This window comes from Nostoc sp. (genome assembly GCF_036917635.1).
GTDB lineage: Bacteria > Cyanobacteriota > Cyanobacteriia > Cyanobacteriales > Nostocaceae > Nostoc.
In genome coordinates this window covers 1-11172 of record NZ_JBALCW010000072.1, presented here as the reverse complement: position 1 = coordinate 11172, position 11172 = coordinate 1, and the positions used below count along the sequence as shown (strand labels likewise).

Genomic DNA, 11172 nt, shown 5'->3' with positions numbered 1-11172 from the left:
TCATACAATAAAGCTGCTGGGATTGTTTTGCAATATACATTTTGGCAGTTTTTGACCCCTCTTTTTTAAGGTCTTGTGAGAAATCCGGGTTATGTACCACTAGGAGAACGAATACCTTTCCCTTCGTTGGGTGCTGATGAATTAGGACGCACCAGATTAACTGCACTGCGGTTTTTCCAAGAGTGGACTTCTCGCAGCCCTCGCCAAGTAATAGCAGTGCGATCGCAATTCAACTTGGGGATCAGTGCGTTAGATGCCACAATCAATCAAGAAGTTCCCGATAGTCGATTTTTCTCATGGCTTGCACAAGCTCAATGGGCGCGTCTTTTAGCTCCTGAAACTATATTTTTGTTCCGCTTGAATACGCAACTGTCATCGACTTCGCTTCTACCTTTCGAGCAGTTTGGACTAGGTGGAATTGACAGTATCCGTGGCTATCGCCAAGACCTTCTGCTAGATGACAACGGCGCTTTTGTTTCAGCCGAAGTTCAAGTCCCAGTACTTCGGACATCGGGGAGCAATGGTCTGTTGCAAGTTATACCCTTTGTAGATTTAGGAGTCGCTTGGAATAATTCGAGCCAGGACAATTCTAATACCAGCAGTCCGAATACTTTAGCTGCTGTTGGTCTAGGCTTACGTTGGTCACAAGGCGATCGCTTGACTGCTCGTCTTGACTGGGGCATTCCTTTGATAGCAGTTGACCAGCCAGATGGGACATGGCAGGAAAACGGGATTTATTTCTCGGTGATTTATAATCCTTTTTGATTTATTAAGAAATTAGACAAGTATGTAGTATGTTATCCGGTTTAGCGTGTAAAACAATACTCAAGTCTTATTCTTCATCTTCATCCTCGAAATCATCATCGCCATGTTCTTCGTACCACTTTCTTTCCTCCTCCAAAGCGATTTCTCTTGATATCCTTTTTCTTTCTAGGGCTTCCTTTTCAAGATTTTCTCTTTCTATTCGTTCTCTTTCTATTCGTTCTCTTTCTATTCGTTCTCTCTCTCTCGTTTCTCTTTCAACCCGTTCTCTCTCAAGCTGAATTAATCGCCGCTCCACCCGTTCACAGTAGAAATCCAAAGCCTTGCCTGTGGCTGCTCCGGTAATCGCACCACTAGCTAAAAAGACGAGGGCAGTTTTCCAACCGTTAATGGGATTGCCACTCCACTCCAGAGTACCTTCATTGATCCACACCAGTAGAAAATAGACAATAATTCCAACAACCATATTAATTAGTGCAAAAACTCTCGGTGTCATCTCGGATTGACGAAGTATCAACCATTGTGAAAAGGTGAGCATCACACCAAAGATGACGGCAGCGATAGCACAAAGAATAACATTACCAGGGAAACTAAACGGATCTACTCTAAATTTAATGATTAGTGCCAGAGTAATCGGGGCAGAGAGCAAAAAGCTTATGAGTAAGGTAGCACTAATGGCAAGAAACCAGTAGCGACCGAGATAACCCAGGCGTAATTCTAACAACCACTCTTGTACTCCAAACAAAGTCATCCAGAATGCAATACCCGCCGTCAAATAATCAAGCATTAGCCGTTATCAAGTATCCGCATTATCAATTATCAGTTATCAGTCAGAAACCGTGATAACTGATAATTGATAACTGTTTACTGATTTAAAGAGGGTATTTTCTAGAATACGCTGAAATTGAGTCAGGAGTCAGAATTGAATCAGTGAACAGTGAACAGTTATCTTTTCGTGCAGTAAAACTGGTAATGCGGATACTTGATAACTGTTGAATGGCAAGCTTGTAAAGCTGAAGGGTAAGAATGCTCCACTTGGGCACAAGTGCTATTCGGCGCAGAGGGAAATTTCTATTTCTTGGGAACCAATGGTTCCTAGAATCCAATTAACTCTCTTGTATCTAGCTTATCTGTTGGGAACCAATGGTGACTAGAATCCAGTTAACTCTCTTGTATATAGCTTATCTGTTGGAAACCAATGGTGACTAGAATCCAGTTAACTCTCTTGTGTGCAGCTTATCTGTTGGGAACCAATGGTTCTTAATGCGATCGCGTTTGCGACATGACATTTTGTTTACCGGCTCAAAAGAGGACTGCTAGGGAATTTTGGTAGGGGAACAAAGCGACTACCTCCAAATCTTGATGTTGCCACTGGCAATAGTGTCTCAGGCATTTTGATTAAGAAGCAAGGGGACTTTCCTGATTTTTGGCATAAGGATACTTCCTTTTTCGGATCATGGATAACTGCAACCGCCTTGATGGTCAACCGTCTGGGAATACAAATTGCCTGCTTTAATTACAAAAATCATCCACTCGGATATCCCGCCAGACATCAGAAACCTGCCAGCCAGAGTTGCCCACAGATTGTACTGGAGGATTGTCAAGGAATGGAATATAGTCAGGAACTCTAGGCTCAGAAATTGTTACTGGTTGCTCCTCAACCTCAACCACAGGGGCTGGAGAATTGACAGTATTAGCTTGAAGAAGTTGGTCTTCTGCCTCCTCAATTAGCTTCATCTGTCTCAGGGTAAGCTTATCAGATTTTTTGATGATCTTCTTGGTATCTATATCATTAGAAGTTTTCATTGGCTGTTCCCTTAAAGGCATTGGCTTAAAATTTGGGTGAGTAAAATTGAGAGAGGATAGGTATAAATAATTTGCACAGAAATAACAAGGTACACCAAATCGATGGAAAATACGAGTCCCTAATTGTAAGAATTTACCTTTTTCACGCTAAAGAAATTAATCAACTATAGCAGCTACTTACTAATAGAGTTTTTGCACTGGCAAAGATATCGTCAACTGCTCAATCACTTCAGAACAGAAACTTTGAAATTGTCGCCTTTGCCATATTTGGGCAGACGCTTCAGACAGAAGACTCCGGCGAATGTATCACAAATCCCTGTATTGTATGGGTTTAGTTCGCACGTCATCCCAAGACCTCGTGACTGGCCTGCATGGGTGTATGTAACTGGTTTTTGGTTTATTGATCAAGCCTCCGAATACGAGCCACCCCTGGAACTAGAGGATTTTCTGGGGCGAAAGCAATTACCTTTGTGTTTTGGGTTTGGGAGCATGACAATGCCCAATCCAGAATATCTCACACATTACATCGTGGAAGCCTTAAAGAAAACCCATCAAGGCGGGATTATATTGTCAGGCTGGGGGGACGTTGGAAGAACGGTAAATATAAAAGATTCGTTACGAGTGTTTGTTCACAAGGAAGTTCCGCATGATTGGTTATTTCCTCAAGTGCCAGCAGTAGTGCATCACGGAGGAGCTAGTACAACGGCGGCAGTGTTACGTGCGGGGACACCATCAATTACTGTACCTTTTTTTGCAGATCAGCCAGTTTGGGGTGAAAAGCTAACTCGGTTGGGAGTCAGCCCTGCGCCGATACCGTACAAGAAAGTGTCAGATAAAACTTTAGCAGCAGCAATTGAAATCGTACTGGGCGATGAGGTGATGCAGAAAAAAGCCCAAGAGTTAGGTCAGAAGATTTGGGCTGAGGATGGTGTGGCGAATGCTGTTGAAGTTTTCCATCGGCATTTGGGTTTGATTGGGTAAAATCATTACACCCACAACAGCAGCAAATGTCACAAGTGAAAGTTTACACGGTACTCTGTGTCAACAGCAGTATCCTAATGGTTTTTTACACGCCAGGGCATTGCTGGGAATTCCGTATCATCAGCCGCACGGGTGGGATATTCGGGGAACAAAAGATTTATTACACGGCGGAGGCAGCACTGAGAACTGGGTTAGAGTGGTTGCGCGATGAACGGTAATGAGTGCGTATATGCGATCGCCGTTCGCGCTAGCGTCTCCATTAGCTCATGTCCTACTGTAGGCGGTAAGCGTAGCCATGCCGTCAGGCTTATCGGTCTGGTAACTAGATGATATTTTCTAGCCAGTCACTTGGGGATAGGTTCATTGTCAGATTGTTTTAAATTTCTCTTGCTGTAATCAGAGCATAATCATAAATTTTTGGGCTGATTCTTGTTCCTTTACTCATTAAATCATCTAAAATATTCTTGACATTATCAATCAATCCTTGCTCTTTTGCTAAGATAATCACTCCAACTAAACCAATAATTGGCAAGCCTCTACTAATAGCAACTTTTCTCCCAGCTTTTTCATCAATTAAAAGTTGATCTGCTTTTAATTCTTCTGCCAAAATAATTGCCGAACATTCTCCTAAATCCAAGTCGGTTTCTAATTGTAATTGTTCAATGAGTTGGTTATTACTTATAGAAAGAACTTCTAGCCATAAGGCTGATTTTACAGCTAAAACTGCGGGATGATCCCCCGTTGTTAATTCTGCATAGACTTGTTGAGGAATTATTACTCTACCAAAAACAGCCTGAAGCAAGTCTAATCTACCAACTTTAGAAAGTTCACTTAATGGGGTTGTATCTGAGACAACAATCATAGATTATTGCCTTGTAATTTCACTTTTGCTTGATTAACTTCTTGCTGAAATTCCTCTAAAGTCATACTATCGTCAAATAGGGATATTTCATGCTTAGACATTAAATCTATTACGTCTAGTCTAGGAATTCCTAGTAATTGACTAGCCTTACCACTGCTAATTTCTCCATATTTAAGTAGAGTCATCACATAAGCTTCTTTGGCTTTATTTTCTGCTTCTTCTCTAATGGTATTATTAACAGAATGAACGGGAATAGTAAATTCTACTTTAGTCATAATTCCAGAATATTTTCTTTGTAATGTTTCATTTTCAACAGGGTTGATATTATATAATATATCGTTTTTCTATCGGCTAAAGTCGAGTTATTCGGCGATTCCAACTAGTCAATTTTACTACGGTAGTATCAAGTGTACACTGTCATACTCGCACCCTCTCTCAGGGCAAATGCATCATGTCAACAATACCCTTGGGTTCTCAATAAGCTTAAAAATAATCGCATTAATCATTGCTTATTGACAAAGATTTAAGCGATCGCTTAAATCTTTTAAACTAAACCAAAGGAGAAATGTTGATTTTTTCGTTGGTTCTTAACCTTGATTGTGATCAAGAGTAATTTAGATGCGTTTGCCCTGCACCCTCTCTAAATCATAGTCAGTCACCCGTGCGATGGAATCCCTAGATGTAAAAACCTCGTCGCCTTTTTCAGAGATGCTGGGAGAGATCCATTCCACACTGTAAAACCACGCATCGTTGATTAGTTGAATTCCCTGGACAATACGAATCGGTGGCCCATCACCATGAAACCAAAACTCAACTAACTCACCGAGTCGAAACACAGGTTTTTCTTTGGTGTTCGGTTGTAAGTTACCTGTGCCAATAAGTTCACTTCCCAAAACAGTAATATTGGTATTACTAGCGTTGATTTCATATTTCCAGCCATGTTCTGACCACTCCACGCCAGTGCAGTAACCGAATGCGTTGTCAGACTTTACGTACACCCGCTCTAACAGACTCACTAGCAACGGAGGGATTCGCTGACCCCAAGGTGGAGAGATGTACCAGCACTGTTCTAAGTTTAGTCCATCGGTTAGTCATACAGTCACTCTTAATAATTTGCTCTGTGCAGATATAAATAGTTGTGTTGCGAAACTGGGAGGCACAGAATACCCGATGATTGACCCAGCCGTAGCAGTCTCAGGCGGGAACTCATACCAAGACGGAAAACCCTGCAAAATGGCAGCACCTTGGATAGACAAAGACTTGACCGTCCCTTCGGCTGCGCTCAGGGCAAGACCATCAGGCAACCAGATATCAGCGAACTTGCTACGATTGCAACCTTTGTGATCTGTGAAATGCGATCGCAGAATGGTATTAGCGGGCTGCGACCCTGGCTTGTACTTCGGTAACTTGCGTCCCCCAACTCTTTCTATTAGCAGTGGTCTTGGCGCATTCCCGGCTAAAAATTTCTCCAAAGCTTGTTGCTGTTTGGGCAACAGGTATGAATCAGCCATCGTGGGGATGAGATAGGCGATCGCTGAGTACCAACCGCAAGGTTTATTCTCCGTGGGTAGGGCAACCTGAAAACCCTTGCTTGCAACCAGAACTAACCGCCGCCGCGCCTGGGGTAGCCCAAAGTCAGCCATGTTGACCACGCTGTAATCGACCGAGTATCCCTCAAGTTCCAAAGCTGACAGAATGATACTGAAACTCTGACTGTTCTGATAACGTGGAACATTCTCCAGCGTAAACACCCGTGGCTGCAACTGTCGGATGGCTTCTGCTACTGCGATCGCTGCACTCAGATCATCAGCCGTTTCAATACCCTTACCCGCTTTGGCTGTGTGAGCTTGGCTGAAGTTGGCACACACTGGGGAGGCATGGAGGTAATCGGGGCGGCGGGGAAAACCTATGAATCCTAACTGCGCTACTTCTTGAACTGTTAGCTGAATGATTTTGCAGCCATATTCATGAAAGTTACGGTGATGATTGAGAGCGATCGCCCTGCTCAAGTCTGGTTTTGTGGGGTCGAACTCCACTGCGATGACTGGGCGAATACCAGCTTGCACCATCCCCGCTTCAATCCCGCCACCACCCGCGAAAAGTACTACAGCGATCGGTGCATCATTTGGAAGTATTGGTTTAGTATTTGTGTTTTCAAAACTTTTGCAGACATCTAAAATTTTTGGAGAATACTTTTTAGTTTTCGCTTTTTTGATAAAGGCGATGATGTCTTCTCTTGTCGCTCCCTGTTTTTGTAGTGTCCGAATCATGCTAACAGCACCGCAAGGAATTGAACCAATGCTTCGCCCTTTCCATACCCCTTCCACTTTCTCTTCCCAGTTGTAACCCCAACGCCAATGCCGAGAGTCATCTAAGTCGCGTTCACCAATCACACGCGGGTAAAAAGCAATTGAACTATCAAGTAGCTTTTTCTTTTCGAGGTACTGATAGAGGCATCCTTGACTACGAAGTTGTTGACCTTTAAGGTCATCCTCTAAGAATTTTTCGGGTATTGCATAAGACATAAACATTACTGGTTCAGTTGAGCCAGGATGTGAATGGGTTAGTAGACTATTGCGGAGTATGGCTATTTGGGTTGTGAGCGATGCCTCCGGCAACGTCAAGGACGAACGCTGTTGGAGTCATATAGCAGTCACTTCTCTCACCAAATCATCAGGCACTTCAAAAATCCCCAGTTGCCCAATGTAGGGAATCGGTGTAATCTCCCGTGGATTCTCCAGCTTCCAGTGGTATTGCTCAGGCATTCCCCAGCCAGATGCAACTTGTGAAAACTTGCAATCAACTATTGTGACAATACCGATGATTTGTCCACGACGTAGAGAGATTAACTCTGGGATTACTACCCCCATCCCTTGGCAAAATTCTCTTGCTAGCTGGTACTCTTTCTTGGTACAGGTTTTTGCAGCGTGAATCAGAATGTTGCCGCGATAATTGATAGGCCAGCCTCGGTTTTCTATGTTTTTGGTGGAGTGGATTATTGCCCAAGCCCAGGGTTGTCTGACTGAAAGTGCTTTCATGGGTTTTAAAACTCCAGTAATTGAATGTATGCGTCTTTCTTCCGCGATCGCTGGATGTGGATGTGGCTGTGAACGCAGTCCGTTACAGATTGTGGCGATAGTCCCAAGTTCTGTAAAGCTGATACTGGACTGTCGAGCCGCGCAGTGCTGAATAATCGTCAGTAACACAAAATTCAACAATTGAATTGTAAAATCACGTCGATAAGCTAAATCTATTTCTAAGTTCTCAGTAATAATTTGGCGACTAGCACTAAGAGAATTGCACTTTTCAACATCTGGTAAAATTCGGAGCTTGAACTTGTAATCGCGCTCAGTAGATAAACATTCATCAGGGGCAAGAATTGCCCATTTATGGAAGAGTTGTTGGATAGTTGTACTCATAAAGTCTGTAGTTGTGAGTTTCTGCGAGAATAGAAAGAGAAAGGAGGGATTATGACAAACGCTTTTCCACCAGAAGATACCAGTGTAAGGTTTGATAATATTGATACTCGTCTAGAAGAGATAGGTGACGAACTGGATTTGCTGAGGACAGTACAAAATGCTAACAGGCGGGAAACACGGGGAAATTCGCAAACCATTGCAAGGTTAGAGCGTACCATTAGAGAACTGGCTGACATTGCACGCCTCCATCAGGAAGGATTACGCGCTGCTCAAAGAGATGCTGAACGCGATCGTCAAGCCATAAGGCAAGTTGAACTTCAAGCTGACCGAGATCGTGAAGTATTGTTGGCTTCTCTACTCCAAGCAGAGCGCGACCGTCAAGTTTTTCAAGAGGAAATCCGCAGAATTTGGGAGTATTTACGTGACCGAAATGGCGGTAGTAGCACACCAAATTAATTAACTCCATCCCGTTTACCTCGCCAAGTTCAAAAATTTCGATGTCGATAAATCGCACAACATCGTTGCAGTGCCGAGCTTACCGTAAAGCCTGTTCTTCTCAACAATCAACTCGATAGTGCGATCGCTGCTGTCATTGCTGTAGACCGAGTTGCGATAGAGCATAATTAACTGGTCACAAACCTCGAAGATTTCGCCAGAGTTACGGAGTAAATGACGATTGGGGCGTTTATCAGCCGTTGTTTGGTTGCCGCGATTGATTTGACAGCCCAAGAAAACGGGGATTTTGTGAGACTTGGCGATATCTCGAATCTGGCGGGTAATCTTGCCGACTTCAAAGGCCATGTTTCCACCGGATTCCAGAGGAATCTGCTGCAAGTAGTCACAAATGTGGAACAGCTTAGTTAGTGTTGTTATTTCTAAATTACAATTTCTAGCAGGGGTCAAGGGATTTAGTAATTTTGTCTATCTTTGCTCAACGTTCAGTATTCATCCGCCATTTTCTAAAACTTGCATCTGTAAATGTTCTTTCAAATCTAATGGTTCCGTTGGCAGGACTAATAGATGTAATGTTTTTAGGACATTTAACGGAGATTCGTCATTTAGCAGGTGTGGCACTAGCAACAATTTTATTCAATTATATTTATTGGACATTCGGTTTCTTACGCATGGGTACAACTGGAATGGTTGCACAGGCTATAGGGCGTAAAGATAACCAATTAGCAGTACTGATTGGTTTACAGCATGGAATTTTAGCATTGATATTAGGACTCGCCATCCTGATATTTCAACAACCTTTACAAATATTAGGGTTTGCGATTCTAAGTGCTACACCAGAAGTTAAAAGTTCTGGAGTCGATTTCTATAATGCTTTAGTATGGGGTGCCCCAGCAACATTGATTAACTTTGTCTTGATTGGTTGGTTTCTTGGGCAAGCACAAAGTAGTAAAGTGTTATTGCTTTCGGCTATTAGCAATTGTGCAAATGTACTACTAGATTATCTATTTATTGTTCAGTGGGGATGGTCAAGTAGAGGAGCTGGGTTAGCGACAGCTACTAGTCAGTATCTCATGCTAATAGTAGGTATCTTGCTATATTGTCAAACAATTTCATTTAAACAAATACAAGCTTTAATTGGAGAACTATTTGACTTGTCTGCTTTAAAATCAGCTTTAATGCTAAATGGAGAAATTATTATTCGGACTTTTGCTTTAATTTCGACAATGGCGATGTTTAGCAACCTTAGTTCTATGTTAGGAACTGAAATTCTGGCGACAAATACGCTGCTGATGCAAGTAGTGAGCTTGGCAGCATATTTCATTGATGGCTTGGCATTCGCTACTGAGAGCTTGGCTGGAGTTTTTCAAGGTAGTGGAAATATTACTTCTTTGAAACAACTGTTGCAAACATCTGTAGTCAGTAGCTTGGTTATCGGATTAATGTTTGCTACTGCATTTATTTTTGCCCCAGAATCACTGTTAAGATTGCTGACTAATCATACTGAAATTATCAATAATTTACGCTCTTATATTCCTTGGTTATTACCAGTTTTAGGTTTTGGCTCAGTCGCTTATGCGCTAGACGGTTATTTTCTCGGGTTGACTCAAGGTCATACACTTCGTCAAGCTATGTTGAAAGCCACTGTAATCGGTTTTATTCCATCAGCAATTACAGCCTGGTATTTCCATAATAGTCATTTACTATGGCTATCAATGTCTTTATTCATGGCAACAAGAACAATAACTTTGGCATTGTGCGTACCAAAATCATTTTGTAAAAGACAGTGAGGGCAGGATGTTGGAGGCAGGTTATTAGGTGTAGTATAATGCAACATCTTCTTTATTCTCTACACCCTTTCATCCAAGAATACTAGGGATTTACACTTTTATTAGTGCCATTCGATCTCTACACCGCAACCAACCAATCGCACACTACAGACCTACACCCGTCCGTAAAACTGATCCAAACCTGCCACTGCCCCAGATATGCATTCCAGTAAGGCTCCCCATCAGCAATTCCAACAGCCTCGCCTTTGTTGGAGACTAAGTGTTGGTAGAACTGACCAGCGCTGTTGAGTCCAAGGTGCGTTTTCCGCTTCAGCCCCAACAAGGCTTGTGGAGAAAGACTTCAAGCTCCTGAGAATGAAAGGAGGATTGATTGCGATATGTCAGTGAGTGGTGGGAGCGATCGCCTGAGTAGCTGTCTAATAAATTGTCGTTTCTTTCTCTTGGCAAATTGCTCCCGGGGCACTGGAGCAAAGAAGAAAAAGGATTTTCGGTACAAGTCCGGTATATTGTAGGCGGTACAACTAAAGTATACCTTAGTGGATATCTAAGAAGGGTATGAAACACGATAAGTTGGACAAGTCTATTGAGATGAAAATCACAAACCAATGCTCACCGAACCTCTAAAATCTGTTGCTCACCGAACACGATTACGAAACGCGGAAGTTGCCTGGTTTGACGACCTTTGTGGGGGCGATACACAATATTTAGGTGTACTAGACGAAAAACGCCGGAGCAACTATGAACACTGCCGAAAGATCATGCTGACCGCCGAGCGAATAGGCTTTGGTAATATACTGCTGCCGACCTCATACCTCGTTGGGCAGGAAGTGATTCCGTTTGCCTCTGCTATGGGCCCGCAAACCGAGAGCATCAATATGCTGACGGCTTTGCGGACAGGCGAAATTTTCCCGACCATGCTGGCGCGTCAAATCGCTACCCTGGATCATATTCTCAAAGGTCGATTGACTATCAATATTATTAATTCCAATCTGCCTGGTGTAATAGGTATTGAGCCGAGATACGTGTAAAAACCTGCAAGATGGTCTGGAAACCGTTGCTATATCTATGTTTCAAAGATTTCTGGTGGAAGATTAATAGC

General features: G+C 42.8%; 13 protein-coding genes and 2 pseudogenes. 7 read left to right on the top strand and 8 right to left on the bottom strand.

Features of this window, described 5'->3' with window-relative positions:
* Positions 1 to 105: 105 nt before the first annotated feature.
* Positions 106 to 765, top strand: a pseudogene (locus tag V7K32_RS17425) (ShlB/FhaC/HecB family hemolysin secretion/activation protein); the annotation flags it as partial.
* A gap of 67 nt (positions 766 to 832) precedes the next feature.
* On the opposite strand, the gene V7K32_RS17420 reads toward V7K32_RS17425, so the two are convergent.
* Positions 833 to 1549, bottom strand: a complete 717-nt coding sequence (locus tag V7K32_RS17420; RefSeq protein ID WP_334995082.1) for a hypothetical protein — start codon at positions 1547 to 1549, stop codon at positions 833 to 835.
* Positions 1550 to 2274: 725 nt separating this feature from the next.
* Complete coding sequence (locus V7K32_RS17415; protein ID WP_334995081.1) at positions 2275 to 2568, bottom strand: hypothetical protein; 294 nt, start codon at positions 2566 to 2568, stop codon at positions 2275 to 2277.
* 192 nt (positions 2569 to 2760) lie between these two features.
* Between V7K32_RS17415 and V7K32_RS17410 the strand changes: the two genes are divergently transcribed.
* Genes V7K32_RS17410 through V7K32_RS17400 form a run of 3 tightly spaced genes read left to right on the top strand, consistent with a single transcriptional unit; the run spans position 2761 to position 3879 of the window.
* The gene (locus tag V7K32_RS17410) at positions 2761 to 3549 is read left to right on the top strand and encodes a glycosyltransferase (protein ID WP_334995080.1); all 789 of its coding nucleotides are present in this window, start codon (positions 2761 to 2763) and stop codon (positions 3547 to 3549) included.
* A complete protein-coding gene (locus V7K32_RS17405; protein ID WP_334995079.1) occupies positions 3542 to 3760 on the top strand; it encodes a hypothetical protein in 219 nt (72 codons plus the stop codon). Before V7K32_RS17410 ends, V7K32_RS17405 begins: the two co-directional genes overlap by 8 nt.
* A complete protein-coding gene (locus tag V7K32_RS17400) occupies positions 3757 to 3879 on the top strand; it encodes a hypothetical protein (protein WP_267255913.1) in 123 nt (40 codons plus the stop codon). The genes V7K32_RS17405 and V7K32_RS17400 overlap by 4 nt, the downstream gene beginning before the upstream one ends.
* Positions 3880 to 3925: 46 nt before the next feature.
* Here the strand turns inward: V7K32_RS17400 and V7K32_RS17395 are convergent, their stop codons facing one another.
* From V7K32_RS17395 to V7K32_RS17375, 5 genes and pseudogenes are all read right to left on the bottom strand, one after another.
* A complete protein-coding gene (locus V7K32_RS17395) occupies positions 3926 to 4411 on the bottom strand; it encodes a DUF3368 domain-containing protein (RefSeq protein WP_152590993.1) in 486 nt (161 codons plus the stop codon).
* Positions 4408 to 4686 carry a UPF0175 family protein gene (locus V7K32_RS17390; protein ID WP_334995078.1) on the bottom strand — a complete coding sequence of 93 codons (279 nt, stop codon included), beginning with the start codon at positions 4684 to 4686 and terminating at the stop codon, positions 4408 to 4410. The genes V7K32_RS17395 and V7K32_RS17390 overlap by 4 nt, the downstream gene beginning before the upstream one ends.
* Before the next feature lie 339 nt (positions 4687 to 5025).
* Positions 5026 to 5475, bottom strand: a pseudogene (locus V7K32_RS17385) (DUF1392 family protein); the annotation flags it as partial.
* Positions 5476 to 5502: 27 nt separating this feature from the next.
* Complete coding sequence (locus tag V7K32_RS17380) at positions 5503 to 6936, bottom strand: DNA cytosine methyltransferase (protein WP_334995077.1); 1434 nt, start codon at positions 6934 to 6936, stop codon at positions 5503 to 5505.
* Between the two features lie 117 nt (positions 6937 to 7053).
* On the bottom strand, positions 7054 to 7830 hold the full coding sequence (locus V7K32_RS17375; protein WP_334995076.1) for an ASCH domain-containing protein: 777 nt from the start codon (positions 7828 to 7830) through the stop codon (positions 7054 to 7056).
* Positions 7831 to 7881: 51 nt separating this feature from the next.
* On the opposite strand from V7K32_RS17375, the gene V7K32_RS17370 reads away from it, so the two are divergent.
* Positions 7882 to 8286 (top strand): hypothetical protein, encoded by a 405-nt coding sequence (locus tag V7K32_RS17370; RefSeq protein WP_334995075.1) that lies wholly within the window; start codon positions 7882 to 7884, stop codon positions 8284 to 8286.
* A 15-nt stretch (positions 8287 to 8301) separates the two neighbouring features.
* Here V7K32_RS17370 and V7K32_RS17365 read toward each other — a convergent pair whose 3' ends face one another.
* A complete protein-coding gene (locus tag V7K32_RS17365; RefSeq protein ID WP_334995074.1) occupies positions 8302 to 8664 on the bottom strand; it encodes a DnaB-like helicase C-terminal domain-containing protein in 363 nt (120 codons plus the stop codon).
* An 83-nt stretch (positions 8665 to 8747) separates the two neighbouring features.
* On the opposite strand from V7K32_RS17365, the gene gntT reads away from it, so the two are divergent.
* Both gntT and V7K32_RS17355 read left to right on the top strand, forming a co-directional pair.
* Entirely contained in the window at positions 8748 to 10073 is a 1326-nt protein-coding gene (gene gntT / locus V7K32_RS17360; protein ID WP_334995073.1) for a guanitoxin biosynthesis MATE family efflux transporter GntT, read from the top strand.
* A gap of 605 nt (positions 10074 to 10678) precedes the next feature.
* A complete protein-coding gene (locus V7K32_RS17355; protein ID WP_334995072.1) occupies positions 10679 to 11101 on the top strand; it encodes an LLM class flavin-dependent oxidoreductase in 423 nt (140 codons plus the stop codon).
* Positions 11102 to 11172 lie beyond the last annotated feature (71 nt).

Bases quoted from the DNA above. Each gene is read 5' to 3' on its own strand.
- V7K32_RS17420 (WP_334995082.1), bottom strand. From the start codon at position 1,549: ATGCTTGATTATTTGACGGCGGGTATTGCATTCTGGATGACTTTGTTT.
- V7K32_RS17415 (WP_334995081.1), bottom strand. From the start codon at position 2,568: ATGAAAACTTCTAATGATATAGATACCAAGAAGATCATCAAAAAATCT.
- V7K32_RS17400 (WP_267255913.1), top strand. From the start codon at position 3,757: ATGAACGGTAATGAGTGCGTATATGCGATCGCCGTTCGCGCTAGCGTC.
- V7K32_RS17395 (WP_152590993.1), bottom strand. From the start codon at position 4,411: ATGATTGTTGTCTCAGATACAACCCCATTAAGTGAACTTTCTAAAGTT.
- V7K32_RS17390 (WP_334995078.1), bottom strand. From the start codon at position 4,686: ATGACTAAAGTAGAATTTACTATTCCCGTTCATTCTGTTAATAATACC.
- V7K32_RS17380 (WP_334995077.1), bottom strand. From the start codon at position 6,936: ATGTCTTATGCAATACCCGAAAAATTCTTAGAGGATGACCTTAAAGGT.
- V7K32_RS17375 (WP_334995076.1), bottom strand. From the start codon at position 7,830: ATGAGTACAACTATCCAACAACTCTTCCATAAATGGGCAATTCTTGCC.
- V7K32_RS17370 (WP_334995075.1), top strand. From the start codon at position 7,882: ATGACAAACGCTTTTCCACCAGAAGATACCAGTGTAAGGTTTGATAAT.
- V7K32_RS17355 (WP_334995072.1), top strand. From the start codon at position 10,679: ATGCTCACCGAACCTCTAAAATCTGTTGCTCACCGAACACGATTACGA.